This window comes from Pusillimonas sp. ANT_WB101 (genome assembly GCF_008369125.1).
Classification (GTDB): domain Bacteria; phylum Pseudomonadota; class Gammaproteobacteria; order Burkholderiales; family Burkholderiaceae_B; genus Allopusillimonas.
Genome location: NZ_VOAY01000001.1, coordinates 26,429 through 49,662 on the forward strand (window position 1 = coordinate 26,429; position 23,234 = coordinate 49,662).

A 23,234-nucleotide genomic window follows, 5' to 3' on the forward strand; every position below is an offset into this window, starting at 1 on the left:
GGTGGGTGCTGGCGCGGCCGGAATGATGGCTGCGGCCGTGGCAGGGCAGCGGGGGCTGCGTGTGGTGCTCATTGACCATGCCAAAAAGCTGGCTGAAAAAATTCGCATCTCTGGTGGTGGCCGCTGCAATTTTACGAACATCAACACCAGCCCTGCCAATTTTATTTCGCAAAACCCGCATTTTTGTCGCTCGGCGCTGGCGGCCTATACCCCGCAAGACTTTATCGATATGGTCGTCAGGCATGGCATAGCCTGGCATGAGAAACACCGGGGACAGCTGTTTTGTGATGAATCCAGTGAAGACATTATCACCATGCTGCAGCATGAGTGCGATGATGGTCGCGTGTCATGGCGCATGCCCTGTGCGGTGGAGCGCATTACGCGTGTCGATGACGACGTGTTTGTGCTGCATACGTCGCAGGGCGAGGTGCAGGCGCACCAGCTTGTGATGGCGACGGGCGGCATGGCCATCCCGCAATTGGGCGCGACTGATTTCGCCTTGGGTGTGGCGCGGCAGTTTGGGCTGAAGGTGATTGAACCCCGGCCTGCGCTGGTTCCGCTTACTTTTGATGCAGAGGCCTGGAAGCCGTTTTCTTCCCTGAGCGGTGTGGCGCTGGAAGTGCTGGTGCGCGCTGTCGGGGCTGGAGCGGCTGCTGCGAGAAAGGCGAACGGGCGTCAGAAACCCGGTGGCAAGGCGGCACAGACTGAGTTTCTTGAAGACCTGCTTTTTACACACAGGGGTCTGTCTGGCCCAGCTATTTTGCAGATATCCAGTTACTGGAACCCAGGCGAGGCGATTTCTGTTGATCTTGCGCCGGGGCGGGATCTTGCCCGCGAACTGCTTGAAAGCAAGCAGGGCAGCCGACAGAAGCTGGGGTCGGTGTTATCCGGTATGTGGCCCAAGCGTCTGGCTGACCAATGGCTGGCCAATGCGCAAACTACTGGTGATGGTTTGGGCGAGCAACGCCTGGCCGATGTGCCGGACAAGACTTTGCGCGAACTGGGCGCGTGCATCAATGCCTGGCAGCTGTTCCCCAGCGGCACGGCGGGTTACAAGAAAGCGGAAGTGATGCGTGGCGGGGTTGATACACGCTGCCTGAATCAAAAGACCATGGAGGCCAGTGCGGTTTCTGGCTTGTACTTTATAGGTGAAGCCGTGGATGTTACAGGCTGGCTGGGCGGCTATAACTTTCAGTGGGCGTGGGCTTCTGGTGTGGCCTGCGGCAAGGCATTGCTGCAGCATGGCGGCAAACGCTAGCCGACATTAAACTGCTTTTAACGCAGGGCAGAAGGGTGTAGCCCGCGGCAAGGCATTGTTACAGCACGACGGCAAACGCTAGCCGGCATTAATATACTTTCAGTGCAAAGCACGCAGGTGCCGTCTGCGGCAAGGCGTTGTTGCAGCACAGCGGCAAACGCGAGCCAACATTAATATATTTTCAACGCTGGGCCGAAATCTGTTTGTGGCTGCCTGGCTTTCGGGGTATGCTCTCGTTTGCTGTCGTCACACAGTGGGAGAGCGTCGATTTTTCGACCGCCGAAGGCGCAATTCGCCCGAAATCGCTCAGGCACCCCGTACCGCTCGTGTGTTGTCGCCAATTGGCTGGCAAGGCAGCATTCTGGAGAGACTCGTTCCATTGGCCCGCAGGCCTGGCATCGGGCGCCGAAGGTGAACCCCCTATATGGGGTCAACTCTCAGGCAAAAGGACAGAAGGGCGGCGCAAGGGCCAGGTGGCTCGGCGTCGTCGTTTCGTTTCCGGAGCCTCTCTCATGTCTACAGCACTAAAACATACCCCTCTGCATTCTGCCCATCTTCAGGCCGGCGCCAAAATGGTCGACTTCGGTGGCTGGGATATGCCTGTTTCCTATGGCTCGCAAATTGAAGAGCATCACACCGTACGCCGCGCCGCGGGTATGTTCGATGTTTCGCACATGCTCAATGTTGATGTACGTGGCAAAGTAGCCGCCGCGTCAACGTCAGCCGAGGCTCAGGATGCCGCCACGGGCGAACAAGGCGTGCGTGCCTTTTTGTCACGCTTGCTGGCTAATGACGTGGCCAAGCTTACGGTGCCAGGCAAGGCCCTGTACGCGTGCATGCTCAAGCCTGACGGCGGCGTCATTGACGACCTGATTGTGTACTTTTTTGATGAGACCAACTGGCGACTGGTGGTAAATGCCGGTACGGCAGACAAAGACATTGCCTGGATGCAGCAGGTTGCGCGCGATGAGGGCTTTGAGGTTCAAATTGAACCCCGGCGTGATCTGGCCATGATTGCGGTGCAAGGGCCCCAAGCCCGCGAAAAGCTCTGGGCAGCGCGCCCGCACTGGAAGGCACCCACCGAGCAGCTGGCGGCCTTTAACGGTGTTTACATCGATGCCGATACGCTGGTTGCACGCACAGGGTACACCGGTGAAGACGGCTTTGAAGTTGTACTGCCGGCCACCCAGGTGGGTGCTTTCTGGGATGACCTCGTCAGTCAGGGCGTGTTGCCTTGTGGTCTGGGCGCGCGCGACACACTGCGGCTTGAGGCGGGCATGAATCTATACGGGCAAGAAATGAACGAGCAGGTTAACCCACTGATCTCGGGCCTGTCATGGACGGTTTCTTTTAAAAACCCCGATCGTCGTTTTATTGGCCGAGACGCCCTTGAAGCCATTACCCCCGACCAAACGCTGGTGGGCATCAAACTGCTCGAGCGTGGTGTTATGCGGGCGCACATGAAGTTGCGCAGTGCTCAGGGCGACGGTGAACTCACCAGTGGCTCCATGTCGCCTACCATGGGTGTTTCCATCGGTATGGCGCGTGTGCCTCTGGGTCTGCAGCCTGGCGATGCCGTCGAAGTCGAGATGCGCGGCAAATGGATGCCTGCAGAAGTGGTAAAAATGCCTTTCGTGCGCAACGGCAAAATTTCGGTCTGATGCGCGCGCTCACTCTTATAACGAATACTGATTTTCACGGGGTACACCATGAGTCTTCCAACTGATCGCAAATACACGTCTTCCCATGAATGGGTCAAGCCTGAAGGCGACGTCTTTCTAGTGGGCATTACCGATGCCGCTCAAGACCAACTGGGCGATCTGGTTTTTGTGGGTGATGTTAACCCCGGTGCCAAGCTGTCTGCTGGCGATACCGCGGGTGTGGTTGAGTCAGTCAAGGCCGCTTCTGACATTTACGCGCCCGTCGATGGCGAGATTGTGGCCTTTAATGAGGCGCTGGGTGATCAGCCTGACCTTATCAACCAGGCAGCCTTTGATACGTGGATCTTCAAGATTAAGCCCAATAATCCTGACGACATCGATGACCTCATGGATGGCGACGACTACGAGGCGCTCGGCGCCAGCTAAGTGCCTTAAGGCGCCTGCCGGCGCCTTTTGGTGTCTGTCTTTTTGTGGCGGTCGGCGCTCTGAGGCGTAACGCGACCTCAGCGGGCCAACCGCCCTGATCATGCCCACATGCCCCGCATTTCTTTCTGTTTAGGTTGATTATGTTGCGAGATTTAGACCCTCACTCTGACTTTATCCCCCGGCATATAGGCCCGGGCCAGGCTGATCAGGCCCGCATGCTGGAAGCCATTGGGGCACAAAGCCTCGAGAGTCTGGTGCAACAGGTGGTGCCGGCCAGCATTCTCGACCGCAAGCCGCTTGATCTGCCGGCCTCGCGCAGCGAAACTGATGCGCTGGCTGGCCTGCGCGAAATTGCAGGGCGTAACCAGGTTTATCGCAACTATATTGGCCAGGGGTACTACGGTACGCATGTGCCGCATGTGATTTTGCGCAATATTCTTGAAAACCCGGCATGGTATACGGCGTACACGCCTTACCAGCCCGAGATCTCGCAGGGCCGGCTCGAGGCGCTACTTAATTACCAGACCATGGTCGCTGATCTGACCGGGCTGGATATCGCCAACGCGTCGTTGCTGGACGAGGGTACGGCCGCTGCCGAGGCCATGGCGCTTGCGCGTCGTAGTTCGCGTTCAAAAAGTAATGTGTTCTTCGCCTCGCAGCATTGTCATCCACAAACGCTTGAAATCCTCCGCACCCGCGCCAGTGGGCTGGGTATTGATCTGTTGGTCGGTGACGAGGCTGCCAGCCTGCCCGCTTGTTTTGGCGTACTCGTGCAGTACCCGCATAGCCTGGGCGATATTGCCGACTATCGTGCGCTGGCTGAGCAGGCCCATGCCATGGGCGCAGTGGTCTCTGTTGCGACAGACTTGCTGGCACTTGCTTTGCTGACACCACCGGGTGAGTGGGGCGCTGATATTGCTGTCGGCTGTGCCCAGCGCTTTGGCGTGCCCCCGGGCTATGGGGGCCCACACGCAGGCTTTATGGCGTGTAAAGACAGTTTTAAGCGTAGTATGCCGGGCCGTCTGGTGGGTGTGTCTAAAGACAGCCAGGGCGCACCCGCCTTGCGTCTTGCGCTGCAAACGCGGGAGCAGCATATTCGCCGTGAAAAGGCCACTTCCAATATTTGCACGGCACAGGTGTTGCTGGCTGTCATGGCCGGCATGTATGCGGTATGGCATGGGCCCGCTGGCCTTACCCGCATTGCCGAACGCGTGGCCACGCTGACCAGTTTTCTGAAAGGCGCGCTGGAGCAACTGGGCGTTACCGTCGTTAATAAACAGTATTTTGATACGCTGCTGCTCAATACGGGCGACGCTACGCAGGCAATTGTTGACGCAGCAAAGGCTGCACGCATAAACCTGCGCCAGCCTGGTGCAGGCCGCCTGGCCGTGTCGCTGGACGAAACCGTTACGGTGGCAGATCTTGACGTGCTGCTGTCCGTGTTTGCACAGGGCCTGGGTAAAACCTGGGACGCCGCCGCACAAAAAGCCAAACCTACCGCCTTGGGCATACCTGCAGGCTTGCGCCGCCACGGTGCAATTTTGTCGCACGCCATCTTCTCGCGCATTCAGTCAGAAACCGACATGCTGCGCTACCTGCGCAGCCTGGCTGACAAAGACCTCGCGCTGGATCGCACCATGATCCCACTGGGTTCATGCACGATGAAGCTAAACGCCACGGCCGAGATGATCCCGGTTACTTGGCCCGAATTCGGCAATATGCACCCGTTTGCGCCCGCTGATCAAGCACAGGGTTATAAAGAGCTTGTCGACCGTCTGTCATCTGCACTCTGCGTTATTACAGGGTATGACGCGGTCAGCCTGCAGCCTAACTCGGGTGCTCAGGGCGAATATGCTGGCCTTCTGGCCATACAGGCCTACCATCACGCCAACGGTCAGCCACAGCGTAATGTGTGTCTTATCCCCGCGTCAGCCCATGGCACTAATCCAGCCTCGGCGCAGCTGGCAGGCATGGATGTGGTGGTGGTGGCTTCTGACAGCAATGGCAATGTTGATGTTGAAGACCTTAAGGTTCGTATCGCTCAGGTGGGCGACCGTCTCGCGGCTTTGATGATTACCTACCCGTCTACCCATGGCATGTTTGAAACCGCCGTGCGCGAGATCTGCGCGCTGGTGCATGATGCGGGCGGGCAGGTGTACATCGATGGGGCCAATATGAATGCCATGGTGGGCCTTGCCCAGCCTGGCAAGTTCGGCGGCGATGTGTCACACCTTAATCTGCATAAAACATTTTGCATTCCTCACGGGGGCGGTGGGCCGGGTGTAGGTCCGGTAGCCGTGCGTTCGCACCTGGCGCCCTATTTGCCGGGTCTGGTCGATGAGACCGGTGTGCTGCCCGAAGGCGCGAAAGTCGGGCCGGTGTCTGCGGCACCCTATGGTTCGGCCAGCATTTTGCCTATTTCGTACATGTATATCTCGATGATGGGCGCTGAGGGGCTTAGAGAAGCGTCAGAAGTTGCTATTTTGAATGCCAACTACATTGCTGCGCGGCTGCGCGAGCATTATCCGATTTTGTATGCAGACAGCAACGGGCACGTAGCGCACGAGTGCATTCTGGATATCCGTCCCATCAAAGACCGTTGCGGTATTTCGGCTGAAGATGTTGCCAAGCGTCTGGTTGATTATGGCTTTCATGCGCCCACCATGAGTTTTCCGGTGGCGGGTACGCTCATGGTTGAGCCGACCGAGTCGGAAGGGCTGGCGGAGCTTGACCGCTTTATTGATGCCATGATTGCCATCCGCGAAGAAATTGCACAGGTGGAGCGCGGCGAAAAAGACGCAGAAGACAATGTGTTGCGCAATGCGCCGCACACGGCACAAATGCTCTTGGCTTCAGCGTGGCATCATGATTACACGCGTGAGCAAGCGGCCTATCCGCTTGCCAGTCTGCGCCACAACAAGTACTGGCCACCGGTATCGCGTGTGGACAATGCCTGGGGTGATCGCAACCTTATGTGCTCATGCCCCCCGGTGGAGTCTTATCTTGATGATGAGGCGGTTGTAAAGGTCGAGTAGTGGTTTAGGGCGTTTGTGGCAGGCGCTGTGGTTACGGGCGCAGCCGCCGCGACCGTATCCGCATGCCCCACGACCGTAAGCACAGCAGCCGCCTCCGTCGCAACGGCATAAAGCCTAAGCGCCCCGTATACCTCGAGATATTTTTGGGGTGTACGGGGCGCTGCCGTTGCCCGCTGGGACTATGCTACGGTATCAAGTACCTTTTTGATGGTGTCGAAGATATGCGCGATCTGCTCTTCTTCAATGATGAGTGGTGGTGATATTGCAATGATGTCGCCGGTATAGCGCACCATAACGCCCGCATCAAAGCACTTCCCAAACACTTCAGCTGCACGGGCACCCGGCGCGCCTTCACGCGGCTTTAATTCAATTCCGGCAACCAGGCCAAGGTTACGCACGTCGATGACGTGACGCGCGTCTTCCAGCCTGTGTGCGGCGTCTTCAAACGTTTGCGACATATCTTTGGCACGTTTGAAGAGGTGGTCACGCTCGTAGATTCCCAGCGTTGCAAGCATGGCTGCCGTGGCGAGGGGGTGGGCTGAGTAGGTGTAACCGTGGAAAAACTCGATGCCGTTGGCTGCTGCAGCCAAAATAGTGTCGTGGATCTCGCGCTTGACGGCGACGGCACCGGCTGGCACGGCGGCGTTGCTAATGCCTTTGGCCATGGTAATGAGATCAGGCGTAACACCAAACAATTCGCTGGCGGTATTGGCACCCAGGCGACCAAAGGCGGTAATGACTTCGTCGAAAATTAGCAAAATGCCGTGCTTTTCGGTGATGGCCCGCAGCTTTTGAAGATAACCTTTTGGGGGAAGAAGTACCCCGGTCGAACCCGCCAGTGGCTCGACGATGACGGCGGCTATAGTCGAGGCGTCGTGCAGTGCGACGATACGCTCGAGTTCATCGGCAAAATGCTCACCCCAGGCGGGCTGGCCGCGAGAATTGGCATTTTTCGACAAATCATGCGTGTGCGGCATGTGATCGACGCTGGGCAGTAGGGCACCTGAGAAGGTTTTGCGGTTGGGTGAAATACCGCCCACCGAAATGCCGCCAAAGCCTACGCCATGGTACCCGCGTTCGCGACCGATAAGACGCGTGCGTTGGCCTTCGCCGCGGGCGCGGTGGTAGGCCAGAGCGATCTTGAGCGACGTGTCTACCGACTCTGACCCCGAGTTGGTAAAGAAAATGCGGTCCAGGCCTTTGGGCATCAGTTTGGCTACAGCGGTGGCGGCCAGAAAAGAGTCTGTGTGGCCCATCTGGAAGCTTGGTGCATAGTCGAGCTCAGCCGTCTGCTGCGAGATGGCGTCAATGATTTCCTGGCGACCATGCCCGGCATTGACACACCACAGCCCCGCCGTAGCATCCAGAATTTGCTGGCCTTCGGTTGAGGTGTAGTACATGCCCTTGGCTTTTGCCAGCAGGCGCGGTTTGTCTTTGAATTGGCGGTTTGCCGTAAACGGCATCCACAGATTCGAGAGGTCGGGAAGATTGGCTTGGCTGGTCATTATCACCTCTGCACTGAAATAAAACCATGTTGGGGCTCCCTGCCGGTGGCTGGCCGCCCCTTACGAGGTGATGGCGCAAACTGTGCAGGAGAGAAAAGATTCTTGTGGAGCTATTCTCGTCCGTATATGATCAGGTTTAAATATACAGATAGATAATATCGACATGGCTGTATAGGCATTATTCATAAAACTGTACAGTTCAGGAGGCAACAGTGCGATTCTTCGAGCCCGTGCGTGATCGTACCGTGGGCGAAACGCTTTCAGATCAGGTGGTTGCAGCGATAGAGCTGGCAATACGTCAACAGCAACTCAGGCCCGGCATGCAGGTGCCATCGGTACGACAATTTGCGCGCACGCATGCCGTTAGCACCTTCACTGTATCGGCAGCCTACAGTCGTTTGGTTGCACGTGGCCTGCTGGTAGCGCGGCCAGGTTCTGGCTACCGCGTGCCGTCGTCGGCCAGGCAGGCACCGGTGCCAGAACGTGCGCCCGATTGGGAGCCTCCACGTCTGGGGGCGGCGTGGCTACTTGCCGACGTTTTTGCCGATCATTCCATACCCATTAAGTCAGGCTGCGGCTGGTTGCCGCCAGAATGGCTTAATGAAGCCGGCCTGCAGCAGTCAATACGGCAGGTGTCACGTACGCCCGTCACGCAATTGGGCGGGTATGGGCATCCTTACGGTTACCACCCCCTGCGCGAGTATGTGCGTCAGGCGTTGGGTCAGCATGGTCTGCAGTTGGATATCCGACAGGTGTTGCTGACTCACGGCGCTACGCAGGCGCTTGATATTGTTATACGCACACTGTTGCGGCCTGGCGATACGATTGCAGTAGAGATCCCCTGCTATGCCAACCTGTTGCCTGCGCTAAAGCTGGCCGGGTTGGTGGTGCGTGGGGTTGCGCGTAATGAAGACGGAATTGATCTTTATGCGCTCGAGGCCTTGGCCCAAGAAGGTGATGTCAAAGCACTGTTTGTAAATACGGCGCTGCAAAACCCTACCGGCACTACGCTGAGCATGAGTAACGCCTTCCGTCTGCTGCAGCTTGCCGAACGCTTTGATTTTTACATTATTGAAGATGATGTCTCGCGTGCTCTGCTGCCGGGGTTAGGGCCAATGCTGGCCGCCATGTCTGGAGCCGGCCGCGTCGTGTACGTGTCGGGCTTTTCAAAAAGTATTATGCCGTCGATGCGGGTCGGTTATGTGGCTGCCGACGCGGCGCTGACGCAAGAGTTTGCCAAAACCAAAATGGCACTGGGGCTGACGACACCAGAGATGATGGAGCGCACGGTGTATCAGGTACTGCGCCAGGGTAAGCATCAGCTTCATTTGCAGCGTGTGCAGGACAAACTGCGGCAGGCGCACGAAGAATTGGCTGGCTTGCTGGATGAGCACGGTTTTGAGGTGTTTGCGCGACCCCAGGCGGGCCTGTTTCTTTGGGCGCGCCCTGCCGGAAAATGGCGCGAACGCGGTAGCCGGCAACTGGCAGAGCTGGCGCTGAAAGATGGCATCTGGCTGGCGCCTGGCTCGTATTTTTACCCTGACCAGCCCGATACCGGCTGGATACGCTTTAACGTAGCGTATTCCCTAAGCCCAGCGCTCTGGGCGTTTATGCGCAAGGCAGGTGCTTGCAGCGAAAACTAGACAGCGCTTGAAACCGGGCGCAAACTCCTGCGCTTGGGCGGGTTTCGTAATAGGGCATGCTGCGTGGCGGGCGCACAGCAGTGTGAAGCAGCGCCATTACGAAGCTACAGAATGCGCCAGAAATAGCAGATGCTGGCCGAAAACAGCAAAACCAGCAAAAACAACAAAAATAGCAAAAATAGCAAAAATAGCAAAAATAGCAAAAATGGCAGAAAGCAGCAGATGCCTAGCCGTTTCGCAGATTAGATCTTGCGCTCATAGGTGACATAGTCGAAGGAAAGATCGTTTTCTTCGGGTTGAGTCAGCCGTTCGGTGACTTGCCATTCGTTGGAGTCTAGCTCCGGAAACCAGGCGTCGCCTTCAAATTTGGCATGGATCTCGGTGGCAATAATGCGATCGGCTATGTCGAGGGCGGGGCGGAAAATCTGCTCGCCGCCAATCACACTGATTTTTTCGACTGCGGCTTCTGCGCATGCAGCCAGGGCGTCGTCGAGCGAGGTGTATACGCTGGCGCCAGGCGGTTGATAATTGGGGTTGCGGCTGATGACGATATTAAGCCGGCCCGGCAAGGGGCGACCTAGTGATTCCCAGGTATTGCGCCCCATGATAATGGGGTTGCCAAACGTGGTGCGTTTGAAATGAGCCAGATCGCTGGGCAGACGCCAGGGCAAGGCATTGTCGAGTCCGATGACGCGGTTGTCAGAGTAGGCGACGACGAGCTGAACAAGTGGCATGGACATAGGCGTAGGTATAAGAGTGAAAGTTGGGGATGCTTCTTTATACCAGAACGATCCAAGCACAGTGATTTAACGAGAAACCAAGTCTTGGTATGAGCAGTGATTTGTCTGGGTCTGTTCGCGAGCCAAAGCAAAGCCAGAGCCAAAGCCAAACCAAAGCCAAAGCAAAGCCAGGGTCAAAGCAAAGCCAGGGTCAAAGCAAAGCCAGGGTCAAAGCAAAGCCAGTGCCAAAGCAAAGCCAGGGCCAAAGCCAGAGCCAAACCAAAGCCAGAGCCAAACCAAAGTCAAGGCCTAGCTATAGCTGCACCGAGCCCGAGCCCGAGCCAAACCTGGGTTGACGCAAGCATGAGGGCTGGTTAGCCGCCCGCACTCTCCGCCCGCATCAGCGGGAGAGAGTAAGGCGTGAGGCGGGTATCAGACGGCTACAGGCGCTTTGATGTGCGGATGCGGGTCGTAGTCAGTGATCTCGAAATCTTCGTATTGGTAATCGAAGAGCGAGTCGGGTTTGCGATGAATGACTAGCTTGGGATAAGCGCGCGGTTCGCGCGACAGCTGCTGTTCAACCTGTTCGAAATGATTGCTGTAAAGATGGCAGTCGCCGCCAGTCCAGATAAAGTCACCCACTTCAAGGTCGCACTGCTGTGCAATCATGTGGGTGAGCAGGGCATAGCTGGCAATGTTAAAGGGCACACCCAGAAAGATGTCGGCACTGCGCTGATACAGCTGGCATGACAGCTTGCCTTCGGCAACATAAAACTGAAAAAAGGCGTGGCAAGGCGGCAGGGCCATGCGCGGTATGTCGGAGACATTCCAGGCAGACACAATAAGACGTCGCGAATCGGGGTTTTGGCGGATCTGCTCGACCAGCTGAGATATTTGGTCAATGTGGCCACCGTCGGGCGTGGGCCACGAACGCCACTGCACGCCATAAACGGGGCCCAGTTCGCCGTCTGGCGCGGCCCATTCGTTCCAGATGCTTACTCCACGCTCCTGCAGCCAGCGCACATTGGAGCCGCCCTGCAAAAACCACAGCAGTTCAATGAAAATGCTTTTGGTGTGCAGTTTTTTGGTGGTGATGAGCGGAAAACCTTCGGCCAGGTTGAACCGCATCTGATAACCGAATACCGAACGCGTACCTGTGCCGGTGCGATCAGCTTTGTGAACGCCGTGCTCATACACATGACGCATGAAATCTTCGTATTGACGCATAAGGTAAGGCTCAGCCCTCGAGGACGGTAACAGAATGAGTGATCTCGGCAGTTTTGGCCAGCATAGCTGACGCCGAGCAGTATTTTTCGTGTGACAGTTGTACGGCGCGCTCTACGGCCGCCTGTGGCAGGTTTTTGCCGCTGACGGTAAACGCGAAATGAATCTTGGTGAATACTTTGGGGTCGGTGTCAGCCCGCTCGCTGGTAAGCTTTACTTGGCACTGCGTTACCTGGTGCCGGCCTCGCTTGAGAATGAGTACCACGTCATACGCCGCGCAGCCACCTGCTCCGGTAAGCATCATTTCCATAGGGCGCGGTGCGAGATTGTTGCCGCCGCCATCAGGGGCGCCGTCCATGGCTGTGACATGGCCGCTTCCCGTGCGTGCCACAAACAGCATGCCTTCGGAGCCACCCCAGTCGATCGTGCATTCCATGATTTTTCCTGGATTGAAGTAAGTCTCAATGATACCGAATAAATGTTACCGAATACGGGCACAAGTATTGAGCCGCAGAGTAAGAAGGCTTGACTGTTGCCTGGTGTAGTGGGGGTTTGCCGTGCAGCATGGGGAACAATGACGTCGATTTCACAGCGTTTGTTGGCGATGGACGTGTGCTTTTCACTGCTCCATGCTCAAGCATGCGCTGACATGGCGTTGGATACTGACCACAGTACCTCTCTGCCCCAATGTTGCCTTTTAGTACGCTCGGTTAACCGCGCTCTGCAAAGTGCTAATTTGTAATGAGCCCGCGCGCATGGGCGCGAAAATAACTGAATACGCCGAAAATTACTAGAAAGACAATATATATATCAGGGTTTTCACTCAGTACATCAAGCTGATAACGTATTATCTTAAACGTTTCAATCCAAAACAATTCCATATGTGCGTGCATGGCGCACCGGCTTTTGTTTTTCAGCCTCCGCCCGGGAATTCCACATGAATACCATCACCATACTGTTGCTGACCTTTATTGTGTCCGTAACAGGCTTATTCATCTTCATCTGGTCGCTGCGGCATCAACTATTTGATGACAATCCAGCGGCCGCCAACGTTATTTTCTCGGAAGGGGAAATTGGCCAGATCGAAGAGCCGGCTGCGACAGCCGAGCAGCATCGTGCACTACAAAAAACAGTCGATGCCACGCATACGGCTGAAATTGAGCCGGTGACAAAGGCGCAAGCCGAGGCGGAGCTGGCCGCGCGTGTGGAGGCTGACCAGTCATCCGCCTGGGTGGTTTTTGTGTTTTTGTCCTGTGCGGTGGTTTGGCTGATCTTTGCGTCAGCGGCCGGCCTAATCAGCTCGATCAAACTGCATTCGCCTGACTTTTTGACCGAGTACGCTTGGCTGACGTTTGGTCGTATACGCACATTGCATCTAAATGGTGTGGCGTATGGCTGGGCGCCTATGGCGGCGTTTGGTATCTCGCTGTGGATTATTCCTCGCCTGCTCAAGACCCCGCTGGTTGGCGCGCGTTTCGCGCTTCTTGGTGCCATGCTATGGAATGCGGCACTTATTGCCGGCCTGGGCAGTATTGCCGCCGGTTTTAACGACGGCCTGGAGTGGCTGGAAATCCCTTGGCAGATCGATATTCTGTTTGTAATCGGTGGCGCAATGATTGGCTTGCCGTTGGTGTTTACGCTGGCCAACCGCAAGGTTAAGCATTTGTATGTATCGGTGTGGTACATGGGGGCGGCGCTGTTCTGGTTTCCGGTGCTGTTTCTGGTGGGTAACTTGCCGGGCGTGCATTTTGGCGTTGAGCAGGCCACTATGAACTGGTGGTTTGGTCACAATGTGCTCGGGCTGTTTTACACGCCTATCGCGCTGGCCTCCATCTATTATTTTCTGCCAAAAATTATTGGGCGCCCCATACAGTCGTATAACTTGTCGTTGCTGGGCTTTTGGGCGCTGGCGTTTTTCTATGGCCAGGTTGGCGGGCACCACCTTGTGGGTGGGCCTGTTCCCGGCTGGCTGATCACGCTGTCTATCGTACAGAGCATGATGATGATTGTTCCGGTTTTGGCTTTTTCGGTGAACCAGCACATGACCATGCGGCATCATTTCAAAACGCTTATTTATTCACCCACGCTGCGTTTCATTGTGCTGGGCGGCATGATGTACACGCTAAGCTCGCTCGAAGGCTCTTTTGAAGCACTGCGCGCCGTCAGCACAATAGCCCACTTTACGCACTTTACGGTGGCCCATGCCCACCTGGGCTTGTACGCGTTTTTCTCACTGACCATGTTTGGGGCGATTTACTTTGTAATGCCACGCGTTATGTCCTGGGAATGGCCTTACCCAAAACTCATTTCCCTGCATTTCTGGCTTGTGGTCTTAGGTTTTGGCATTTATTTCGTGGGTCTGTCTATAGGCGGCTGGCTGCAAGGCCTGGCCATGCTGGATTCCACCCTGCCATTTATGGAGTCAGTCAAAATCACCATCCCTTATCTGGAAGCGCGCACGCTGGGCGGTAGCATTATGACGTTGGGTCACCTGGTGTTTGCCGTACACTTTGCGACCATGGCACTGCGATACGGCCGCAAGCGTATTGGCCCTGCAATGTTTCATGCACGCAGACTATCTTCTGACCACACAGTGGCTGGGGAGGCCTGATAATGGAAAGCGAATACAAACTTCTTAGTGGCGCCATGGTGACATTGGCGCTGGCAACCGCCACGCTGGTTGTGCTGCCGTATATGCAATTGTCTGACGTTAAACCGCCCGAGGGCCTCAAGCCCTACACCTCGCAAGAGTTGCGCGGGCGCCAGCAGTACATTGATAACGGCTGTGTTTACTGTCATACGCAGCAGCCGCGCTCGCAATCGCAGGCGCCTGACTTCAAGAGGGGATGGGGGCGCGCGCCGGTAGCGGGTGACTACTATTACGATCATCCTCATTTAATGGGTACCATGCGTACGGGGCCTGATCTGTTCAATATCGGAGCTCGCCAGCCCAGTGTTGACTGGAATCTTGGCCACTTGTATCAACCCAGGGCCTATACGCCAGGCAGCATCATGCCTTCGTATCCATTTCTCTTTGAAATCAAAGATAAGGCGGAGAAGGGCGATAAAGTCATCAACCTTCCACCCGGCTATGAGCCGCCTGGTAAGGTCGTTGTAGCCAGGCCAGAGGCGCTGGATCTTGTGGCTTACCTGATATCGCTTGACCATACTTACCCGATTGTTCCGCCTCCCGGCCTTATGGAACAGGCTCCGGCAGATAATGCAGAGGACGCCGAAAAGGCCGATAAGCCTGCGGAAGCGGGCAAGACGCAGGGTGCCGCCGAGCAGAACGAGGCGGGTCAGAAAAAGCTGGCGCAACAATCCGAAGGCGCGGTGAATCATAGCCCCGCTGCAGCGAATGCAGCCGGCACGAAGACGGCAGGCACGGACACGCCAGCTGCCGATAAACCGCTGGCAAGCAAGGGGTAACAAGATGTCTGATAAGTCTAAAAAAATTGATGCCCAGCGCCGCGAGATGCCTGAGCCATACGAGGGCAATCGTCCGGTTCCATGGGTGGTTATTCTTATCGTGTCTGGCCTGTTTATCTGGGCGATTTCCTATCTGGCCATTAACTATCAGAATGTGCCGGCACAGTATGGCGACAACCGCATCGCAGCTGATTTCCATGTGGCAGCGGCCGGCGGCAAGGTAGATGGTGGCCAACTCTACACGGCGCACTGTGTCGCCTGTCATCAGGCAACTGGTAAAGGCCTGCCGGGCGTGTTCCCGCCGCTGACTGCCTCCGAGTGGGTCACCGGCAAGCCCGAGCTAACGGTGCAGATTGTCTTGCACGGTATTACGGGTGAGTTGACGGTAGAAGGTACTAAGTACAACGGCACAATGCCGACCTTCAAAGATAAACTCAGTGACGCTGAGATTGCAGCTGTCGTCAGCCACGTGCGAACCAGTTTCGGCAATAGTGCGGATACGGTTGATGCAGATATGGTCAAGGCCGAGCGCGAGAAAACTGCCAGCCACGACGCTCCATGGAACGGCGATGCCGAGCTTGACGCAATGAAGTAGGCGGTTTTGGGTGGTGGTACGCACTGCGTGTCACCACCTTGCAGGGATATGTCATGAAGATGTTGATTGCCGTGCTGCTGGCGTGCCTGATGGGTATTGGCGCCCTGTATGCCCAGACAGACGGTTTTTCGGTACTGACGACCGAGGCTGCACGTCGTGCTGATGTTCGACGCCATCCACGACCGGTGCCGAACGCCGCATTGGTCTTTGCCGACGGCAATCATACTGACCTGGCGCAGGCCTTGCGTGATGATGGGCGAGTGACTGTCATCAACTTCATGTACACGCGCTGCTTTTCCATTTGTCTGGCCATGGGTTCGGAGCTCCAGCAGTTGCAAGATGAGCTTCAAACATTAGGCTTGGATAAGCGCGTACGTATCCTGAGTCTCAGTTTTGATCCGGCTGATACGCCTGACTATCTTGCCCGTTATCAAGCCAGCCAGCGCGCCAATTTACAAATCTGGTCTTTCGCCACGCTGACAGATGCTGCGCAACGCCAGGCTGTGCTTAAGGCGTTCGGTATTATTGTTGTGCCGGCGGCAATGGGTCAGTTTGAGCACAACGCGGCTTATCACGTGGTGACATCTGAGGGCAAACTGGTGCAGATTGTGGATATCGGCACTACCGACGCGCTTCTGACCTGGATTGAGCGCTACTTCAAAAAGAGAAGCCAATGAGACGGCCGGCGTGGCAATGGTTGCAGAGTGTGTGTGAGCTTATCGACAGGCTGCGTATAGCGGTCGGCGTCAGTCACCATGCAGCGGTACGCAGCAAGGTGCTCCTCTGGGGCGGTTGCGTAGTCCTGATTGTTGCTCTGCTGGGCAAGCAGTGGCTCACGCGTTCAATGTCCCTTCATATGCTGGTGCATATTCCGCTTATCTTGATAGCCGGCATCATGCTGGGGCGCGGCTGGGCGTTACGGGCGTTTCAGCTTGGGCTGCAGAGTCAGCAGAGTCAGCATGGGCAGCAGGGTCAGCAGGAGCCACAGAGACGGCAGGGACAGCTGTTACGGCATGAGGCGGCAAGGCTGGATGCGGAAGTAGGCCTGGCGGAGCAAACAGGGCAAACAGGGCAAACAGGGCAAACAGGGCAAACAGCGCGACAGGCGCCTACAGGTTTGTTGCTCAGTGCGTCTCGAAGATCTGCGACTGATGCATCGCAGGCTAGCGGGCCTCAGGCAGGGGGGCTGTGGGCACAGCTGAACCAGCACGGTCTTGCCGGGCTGTTGCTGTGTTCCTTTATTGGTGCTTACTGGATGATTCCCAAGGCGCTTGATGATGTCTTGCTCAGCGGGCAGGCTGATGTGTTCAAGTTTGTCAGTGTTCTGGCTGTCGGCTGGCTGCTGCAAGATTCGGCGTTGCGGGCCAACAACGTGATTCAGCTTTTTTTCCTGGGCAACTTTTGCTGGATGAGTGCCATTGTGGGCATGCTTTATCGCGAGAACCCCCAGCGCCTGTGCAACTTTTACTTGCTGGGTGATCAGGAAATCGCGGGTACAGGCCTTATCGTGCTGGCGATTCTTCTGCCCGTGGTGTGGCTCTGGATCCGTCGTCGCTACATCTGGCGCTTTTTGCAATAATGCAGGTATGCGTCGTACTGGCGTAAGCGGTTCAAACCGCAAGACGACACCCGCGTGTGTGAAACTAATTTATCAAGGAAAGCAGACATGGCCATGGAAAATGCTGCGCCAACTCAGTCTCCGGTTCGGTTCGAGCGCCGCCTTAATCCACTTGATCTTATGTTGGGCGAGTTGGGAAGGGCGGCACAGGTATTGAGCGGAGCGGCGGTTGCCACGCGTCCTAACCCGGCAGGCAAGTTCCCTGCAGCCGGTCAGGCTGAACTCACGCCCCAAGAGGCTCGTCACGCCGCTGGGCTTATGCGGGTAAACCATGTGGGTGAAATCTGCGCGCAGGCTTTATATCGCGGTCAGGCCGTTTTTTGCGGCGATGCAGCAATTAAAAACGTGCTGTATGCAGCGGCTTCTGAAGAGGTCGATCATCTGGTCTGGTGTGCCGATCGCATCGGCGAACTGCATAGCCGTCCTAGCTTGCTTAACCCCTTGTGGTATGTCGGTTCGTTCTCGCTGGGCTTGATCGCCAGTCGAGCAGGAACAGGAAAGAACCTGGGGTTCATGGCCGAAACCGAAAGACAGGTGGAGCAGCATCTTGACCGGCATTTGCACGAGCTGCCTCCGACAGATACCCGCTCACGCGATATCGTGTCGCAAATGCGAGACGACGAAATCCACCATCGCAACACGGCTGAGGAGCGCGGTGCCCATAAACTGGCCTGGCCGACACGGCTGGTAATGAAGGCGATGTCCAAAGTGATGACCGTAACGGCCTACCGTATTTGACGGCGCGTTAGCTACGCGCTAGTATGTAACATGTTCAAGGGTTAACCCCTTATTGCTTTTTTTGATGGGTTTGTAGCAAATACCCAACAAAGCAAAATTGTTACACATTTTTAGCTCTTTTATCTTGCATCGCACAATAGTCAGCTATACAATTCAGTTATCGGATGTCGCAACGTGATTGCAGCGGGTAAACCCCAGTCACACGGCTCAGGCAGCAAACAACTGCTTTCGTAGCCCGGCATGCCAAGGTTGTCTCCTCCACCCTCCTCCTTTGGTGGATTTAGCCCGAGATCTTACGATCTCGGGCTTTTTTTTTGTTTTTCTCCACAATTAGGTATTGTTACCTTTATTTCAGGCATCTACGGCAAATTGTTGCAAATGCAGCCGATAATAACGGCAATAGCTTATAACGACAGGTTTACATAGGAAACCCATCATCTTGCCCCAGCTTTCTGAATCTTTCACCTGGCTTTACATTTGCGTCGTGGCGTTCACAATTGGTGGCCTAATTGTGGCCTCCGAACGTTGGCATGGCGTATTTACCGGCGATAGCGATTTAAGCAAACCGCAGGCCAGTCATACACGCTCCACGCCCCGTGTAGGCGGGCTAGCGGTCGTGGCGGGCAGTCTGGCTGGGCTTTTGGTTCTTGGCCCCAGCAATATGACGCTAACCTGGCTTTGGCCTGTTCTGTTTATCGCAGCAATGCCAGTATTTGTGGCAGGGTTGCTTGAAGACATTACCAAAGACGTGGGCGCCGGCAAACGCCTGCTTGCCGCCTTTGCATCGGCCGCCATTGCATGGTGGCTGCTGGGTGGGGTGTCACGTGTAGGTATTTCATGGGTAGACGCCGTACTCGCTTTCTGGCCCATATCACTGTTGTTCACCATGGTCGCAGTGGGTGGGTGCACGCACGCACTTAATATCGTCGACGGCATGAACGGCCTGGCGGGCATGATTGCCACGTTAATGGCTATTTCGCTGGCGCTAGTGGCAATACAAGTACAAGACATTCCGATTTTTCTGATTTCTACCTCGCTGGCTTCGGCAACGCTCGGGTTTCTGGTCTGGAACTTTCCCTTTGGGCGCGTGTTTCTTGGTGATGGTGGGGCTTACTTTCTGGGTTTCATGCTGGCAGAGCTGGCAGTACAGTTGGTAGTGCGTAACCCCAGTGTGTCGCCGTTCTATGCTCTGGCAGTTCTTTTTTACCCGGTGTTTGAAACCCTGTTCTCTATATGGCGTCGGCGCTTTAAGCGCGGCACGCCGGTTGATCAGCCCGATGCCCTGCATCTGCATCAACTGGTGTTTCGCAGGCTGGTTCGGGTTACCTTTAGTCGTGACCGGCGCCATGCCGTACCGGCACTGTGTAATGCCATGACATCGCCGTATTTGTGGGTGCTGGCACTTATCGGCCTGGTGCCTGCAACCATTTGGTGGGATAACGCGTGGATGCTATGCGCGAGTATCTTGGTGTTCTCATTTGTATATTTGTGGCTGTATTCCAGGCTGGTGTCGTGGCGCCGTCCTTCATGGCTATTGCTGCCATCGATGGGACGTGATCGTGATCGAGGTCGCAAATAGCGACGGCCATCGAGAAACCAGCATATCAATTGTTCAGTTTGTTGTAGCGTGGGAGATACATTTTGCAGATTCAAGACGTGAAACTTGCAGTTATTGGCTTGGGCTATGTGGGCTTGCCGCTGGCTGTCGAGTTCGGTAAAAAACGGTCCGTACTGGGTTTTGACATTAATGCGCGGCGTATTGCCGAGCTCAAAGATGGGCGCGATCACACGCTTGAGGTCAGCACCGAAGAGCTGGGGGAGGCCAAGCACCTTGAGTTCTCCAATGAGGTCGAGCATCTGGCACAGGCCAACGTGTTTATCGTGACAGTGCCTACGCCTATTGATGAATACAAAAAGCCAGACCTCACACCGCTGGTGCGGGCCAGTGAGACCATTGGCCGGGTACTCAAACGTGGTGACATCGTAATTTATGAGTCCACGGTTTATCCAGGTGCGACCGAAGAAGAGTGTGTTCCTGTACTCGAGCGCATGTCAGGCTTGCGTTTTAATGAAGACTTTTTTGCCGGCTATAGCCCTGAGCGCATTAATCCTGGTGATAAAGAGCACAGAGTTGCCAATATTAAAAAGGTGACATCTGGCTCAACGCCCGAAATCGCCGACCTGGTCGATGCCATATACAAAGAAATTATCGTGGCGGGCACCCACAAGGCGCCTTCCATTCGTGTTGCAGAGGCTGCCAAGGTTATTGAAAACACCCAGCGTGACGTCAACATTGCCTTGATCAACGAGCTGGCGCTTATTTTCAACAAGCTGGGCATTGATACCGAGGCTGTTCTGACCGCCGCCGGAACAAAATGGAATTTTTTGCCTTTCCGTCCGGGCCTGGTCGGCGGGCATTGTATTGGCGTCGATCCTTATTACCTTACGCATAAGGCACAAGCCATTGGGTATCACCCCGAGATCATTCTGGCGGGGCGCAGGCTCAATGACTCCATGGGCAGTTATGTGGTCTCGCAGCTGGTTAAGGCAATGACCAAACGACGCATCCAGGTGCAAGGCTCCAAAGTGCTGGTCATGGGGCTGGCTTTCAAAGAGAACTGTCCTGATCTTCGTAATACGCGTGTGGTTGATATTGTGCGTGAGCTGGGCGAGTACAGTATTGATGTAGATGTTTACGACCCGTGGGTCGACGCAGATGAGGCCGTTCACGAATACGGCATCCGGCCCGTCGATAAGCCGGCTGATGGCGCCTACGATGCCATTATTCTGGCGGTGGGCCATGGGCAGTTTCTCAAGATGGGCGCCAAAGCCATCCGCGCACTCGGCAAACCTGAGCATGTGTTGTATGACCTGAAGTATTCGCTGGCGCCTGACGAGTCTGATCTGCGCCTGTAAGAGGCGCACCGCAATACATACATAGCGCGCCTGCGCATAGCGCGGGCGGTTTAACCAGAATGGCTTATACAAAAGGTTTATATATGAGTACGCGATATCAGGACATCACATCCAGTCTGCAGTCCGATTCCAAGGTATGGCTGGTAACAGGTTGTGCGGGCTTTATTGGCTCCAACCTGCTTGAGGCTTTGCTGCACTTTGGCCAGACCGTGGTTGGCCTGGACAATTTCTCCACCGGCCATCAATACAATCTGGATGAGGTTAAAAGAGTTGTTACGCCAGAGCAATGGGCCAAGTTCACCTTTCATGAGGGTGATATCCGTGACCTTGAAACCTGCAAAAAAGTTACGACGGGTGTTGATTACGTATTGCATCAGGCAGCGCTGGGCTCTGTGCCGCGCTCCATTCATGACCCCATTACCACCAATAATGTCAACGTCGATGGCTTCCTGCACATGCTGGTTGCCGCCCGCGATGCTGAAGTGAAATCGTTTGTTTATGCGGCGTCCAGCTCGACCTATGGTGATAATGAGGCCCTGCCCAAGGTTGAAGACCTAATCGGTCGCCCCTTGTCGCCCTACGCCGTTACCAAGTACGTCAACGAACTTTACGCAGACGTGTTTGCGCGCGCCTATGGTTTTGGCAGCGTAGGCCTGCGTTACTTCAATGTGTTTGGCAAACGCCAAGACCCTAACGGTGCCTATGCGGCGGTTATCCCCAAGTGGATCGCGGCCATGATTAAGGGCGAGGATGTCACCATTAATGGCGATGGCGAAACCAGCCGCGACTTCTGCTTTATTGAAAACGTGGTGCAGGCCAATATTTTGGCGGCACTGGCTCAGCCTGAAGGGGTCAACCAGGTTTACAACGTAGCCTACAACGCACGCACCAGCCTGAACGAGCTCTTTGAGTACCTGGCAAAGTCTTTGGCCAATAACGGCATTGTCTATGACAAGCAGCCGGTGTATGCAGAGTTTCGCGCGGGCGACGTACGGCATTCGCAGGCAGACATCAGCAAGGCGCAGCGTCTTCTGGGCTACGACCCTCTGCATGACATTGTGGAGGGGCTGGAAGTCTCCATGCCTTGGTACACGCAATTTTTGCGTTAACTTGAAGCCGCTTAAACAGCGACTCGCCAGCCTGCATTCTGATCACAGGCGCATCGCCCAAGGGGCCATGCGGGTTGCTTTCTTTTTGCTGCTGGGCAAAGCGGCCGGTGCCTTCAAAGAGATGGCAGTGGCGTATCGCTATGGCGTCAGTGATGTCGTGGATGCCTATCAGTTCACCATGGTCATGGCCAACTGGATCCCGGCAACGGTAGTTGGTGCGCTGTCTGTGGTGTTGATACCGGTGCTGGTGCGCATGCGCTACCAAAGCCGGCCTAGCAGGGCGCATTTTCTGGGTGAGCTGCAGGCCTGGATTATTCTCTTTGGCACGCTGTTCGCCGTCGCCTTGTACGTGGCCTGGCCCTGGGTGCTTGAACTGGCAGGGCGAGAGCTTTCGGCCGATGTGCGCCAGATGAGTAGCCAGTTGATGCTGGCCTTTGCGCCTGCCGCTGTGTTTACCTTGATGACGGGCATTAGTGCGGCCCGGCTGCGCTCCCATGAGCGTCATATCAATACCTTGCTCGATAGTGTGCCGGCAGTTGTTATTCTTGTCTGGGTCATGTTGGCCACGACTGTTGATGGGGTGGGGCCGCTGCTTTGGGGCACACTGGTGGGTTATTTTATCCAGTCGGTGTGGTTGCTCAAGCTGGCCGCGCGTGCAGACGGCATGTGGGGCAGGCCCCGTTTTAGCTTTAGTGCCGAGCAATGGCCTGCTTTGGTCAAGGCCGCAGGCGTTATGCTTGTGGGGCAGATAGCCATGAGCTTTGTCGGGCCAATCGATCAGTATACGGCCGCCAATCTGGGCAACAATGCCAATGCCACGCTGGGCTATGCCAGTCGCCTGCTATCGCTGCTATTGGGCGTTGGCGCTGCCTCGGTGGGGCGCGCTGCCTTGCCGGTGCTGGCCGATATTCAGGAACGCGGTGATGCCTTAAGGGCCCGCAGCACGGCGTTGAAGTGGTCTGTGTTGATGGTGGCGGCCGGCGTTGGCGTGACAGTGGTGGGATGGGTGCTGGCCCCGTGGGGCGTTGCGTTTCTGTTTGAGCGGGGCGCATTTACATCGCGAGACACACTCATTGTGGCCGATGTGCTGCGCTGGGGTATGCTGCAACTGCCCTTTTATTTTGGCGTGCTTATTCTGGTGCAATTGCTCGCCAGCCAGAACCGCTATCGCATCATGGCAGCTATTGCAGTGGCCAATTTCGGTGTCAAGGCCATCTTGAACCCCGTGCTCGCTCCCGTAATGGGGCCTGAGGGCATTATGCTGGCGACCAGTCTTATGTATGTCTCGTCATATACCTGCTATGTGCTGGTGGCGTTGCGCAAGCCTCCGCCAAGCTCGGCCGTGCCATAACATCGCC

The 23,234-nt window shown here is 55.9% G+C and carries 18 protein-coding genes, 1 pseudogene and 2 riboswitches; of the genes and pseudogenes, 15 read left to right on the forward strand and 4 right to left on the reverse strand.

All coding sequences use genetic code 11. From position 1 onward, the window contains the following. Positions 1–22 precede the first annotated feature (22 nt). The 4 genes from FQ179_RS00110 (at position 23) to gcvP (ending at position 6,380) form a co-directional block, all read left to right on the forward strand. The gene (locus FQ179_RS00110) at positions 23–1,258 is read left to right on the forward strand and encodes an NAD(P)/FAD-dependent oxidoreductase (protein WP_370459847.1); all 1,236 of its coding nucleotides are present in this window, start codon (positions 23–25) and stop codon (positions 1,256–1,258) included. Between the two features lie 244 nt (positions 1,259–1,502). Then, a riboswitch (glycine riboswitch) is annotated at positions 1,503–1,591 on the forward strand. An 18-nt stretch (positions 1,592–1,609) separates the two neighbouring features. Further along, positions 1,610–1,721: riboswitch (glycine riboswitch) on the forward strand. Positions 1,722–1,770: 49 nt separating this feature from the next. Next, positions 1,771–2,919 carry a glycine cleavage system aminomethyltransferase GcvT gene (gene gcvT / locus FQ179_RS00115; RefSeq protein WP_149395268.1) on the forward strand — a complete coding sequence of 383 codons (1,149 nt, stop codon included), beginning with the start codon at positions 1,771–1,773 and terminating at the stop codon, positions 2,917–2,919. Positions 2,920–2,967: 48 nt separating this feature from the next. Continuing rightward, entirely contained in the window at positions 2,968–3,345 is a 378-nt protein-coding gene (gene gcvH, locus FQ179_RS00120) for a glycine cleavage system protein GcvH (RefSeq protein ID WP_149395269.1), read from the forward strand. Between the two features lie 140 nt (positions 3,346–3,485). Then, positions 3,486–6,380 (forward strand): aminomethyl-transferring glycine dehydrogenase, encoded by a 2,895-nt coding sequence (gene gcvP, locus FQ179_RS00125; protein WP_149395270.1) that lies wholly within the window; start codon positions 3,486–3,488, stop codon positions 6,378–6,380. Between the two features lie 179 nt (positions 6,381–6,559). Here the strand turns inward: gcvP and FQ179_RS00130 are convergent, their stop codons facing one another. Continuing rightward, the gene (locus FQ179_RS00130; RefSeq protein WP_188074461.1) at positions 6,560–7,885 is read right to left on the reverse strand and encodes an aspartate aminotransferase family protein; all 1,326 of its coding nucleotides are present in this window, start codon (positions 7,883–7,885) and stop codon (positions 6,560–6,562) included. Positions 7,886–8,097: 212 nt separating this feature from the next. Between FQ179_RS00130 and FQ179_RS00135 the strand changes: the two genes are divergently transcribed. Beyond that, positions 8,098–9,528, forward strand: a complete 1,431-nt coding sequence (locus FQ179_RS00135) for a PLP-dependent aminotransferase family protein (RefSeq protein WP_149395271.1) — start codon at positions 8,098–8,100, stop codon at positions 9,526–9,528. Between the two features lie 242 nt (positions 9,529–9,770). Here FQ179_RS00135 and FQ179_RS00140 read toward each other — a convergent pair whose 3' ends face one another. The 3 genes from FQ179_RS00140 to FQ179_RS00150 form a co-directional block, all read right to left on the reverse strand. Continuing rightward, the gene (locus tag FQ179_RS00140) at positions 9,771–10,268 is read right to left on the reverse strand and encodes a dihydrofolate reductase (RefSeq protein ID WP_149395272.1); all 498 of its coding nucleotides are present in this window, start codon (positions 10,266–10,268) and stop codon (positions 9,771–9,773) included. Between the two features lie 411 nt (positions 10,269–10,679). Then, the gene (locus FQ179_RS00145; RefSeq protein WP_149395273.1) at positions 10,680–11,474 is read right to left on the reverse strand and encodes a thymidylate synthase; all 795 of its coding nucleotides are present in this window, start codon (positions 11,472–11,474) and stop codon (positions 10,680–10,682) included. A gap of 10 nt (positions 11,475–11,484) precedes the next feature. Next, positions 11,485–11,907, reverse strand: a complete 423-nt coding sequence (locus tag FQ179_RS00150) for an OsmC family protein (RefSeq protein ID WP_149395274.1) — start codon at positions 11,905–11,907, stop codon at positions 11,485–11,487. Between the two features lie 501 nt (positions 11,908–12,408). Between FQ179_RS00150 and FQ179_RS00155 the strand changes: the two genes are divergently transcribed. The 10 genes and pseudogenes from FQ179_RS00155 (at position 12,409) to murJ (ending at position 23,227) form a co-directional block, all read left to right on the forward strand. Further along, positions 12,409–14,082 carry a cbb3-type cytochrome c oxidase subunit I gene (locus tag FQ179_RS00155; RefSeq protein ID WP_149395275.1) on the forward strand — a complete coding sequence of 558 codons (1,674 nt, stop codon included), beginning with the start codon at positions 12,409–12,411 and terminating at the stop codon, positions 14,080–14,082. A gap of 2 nt (positions 14,083–14,084) precedes the next feature. Continuing rightward, positions 14,085–14,663: pseudogene (locus FQ179_RS00160) on the forward strand (cbb3-type cytochrome c oxidase subunit II); the annotation flags it as partial. A 241-nt stretch (positions 14,664–14,904) separates the two neighbouring features. After that, positions 14,905–15,495, forward strand: a complete 591-nt coding sequence (locus tag FQ179_RS00165) for a cytochrome c (protein ID WP_149395277.1) — start codon at positions 14,905–14,907, stop codon at positions 15,493–15,495. 53 nt (positions 15,496–15,548) lie between these two features. Then, the gene (locus FQ179_RS00170; protein WP_149395278.1) at positions 15,549–16,172 is read left to right on the forward strand and encodes an SCO family protein; all 624 of its coding nucleotides are present in this window, start codon (positions 15,549–15,551) and stop codon (positions 16,170–16,172) included. After that, positions 16,169–17,074 carry a hypothetical protein gene (locus FQ179_RS00175; RefSeq protein ID WP_149395279.1) on the forward strand — a complete coding sequence of 302 codons (906 nt, stop codon included), beginning with the start codon at positions 16,169–16,171 and terminating at the stop codon, positions 17,072–17,074. The genes FQ179_RS00170 and FQ179_RS00175 overlap by 4 nt, the downstream gene beginning before the upstream one ends. A 93-nt stretch (positions 17,075–17,167) precedes the next feature. Continuing rightward, entirely contained in the window at positions 17,168–17,851 is a 684-nt protein-coding gene (coq7, locus tag FQ179_RS00180) for a 2-polyprenyl-3-methyl-6-methoxy-1,4-benzoquinone monooxygenase (RefSeq protein ID WP_149396828.1), read from the forward strand. Between the two features lie 433 nt (positions 17,852–18,284). Next, entirely contained in the window at positions 18,285–19,430 is a 1,146-nt protein-coding gene (locus FQ179_RS00185; RefSeq protein ID WP_188074542.1) for a glycosyltransferase, read from the forward strand. A gap of 62 nt (positions 19,431–19,492) precedes the next feature. Then, positions 19,493–20,767 carry a Vi polysaccharide biosynthesis UDP-N-acetylglucosamine C-6 dehydrogenase TviB gene (tviB, locus tag FQ179_RS00190; protein ID WP_149395281.1) on the forward strand — a complete coding sequence of 425 codons (1,275 nt, stop codon included), beginning with the start codon at positions 19,493–19,495 and terminating at the stop codon, positions 20,765–20,767. A gap of 83 nt (positions 20,768–20,850) precedes the next feature. Beyond that, a complete protein-coding gene (locus FQ179_RS00195; protein ID WP_149395282.1) occupies positions 20,851–21,876 on the forward strand; it encodes an SDR family oxidoreductase in 1,026 nt (341 codons plus the stop codon). Between the two features lies 1 nt (position 21,877). After that, positions 21,878–23,227, forward strand: a complete 1,350-nt coding sequence (gene murJ, locus FQ179_RS00200; RefSeq protein WP_149395283.1) for a murein biosynthesis integral membrane protein MurJ — start codon at positions 21,878–21,880, stop codon at positions 23,225–23,227. Positions 23,228–23,234 lie beyond the last annotated feature (7 nt).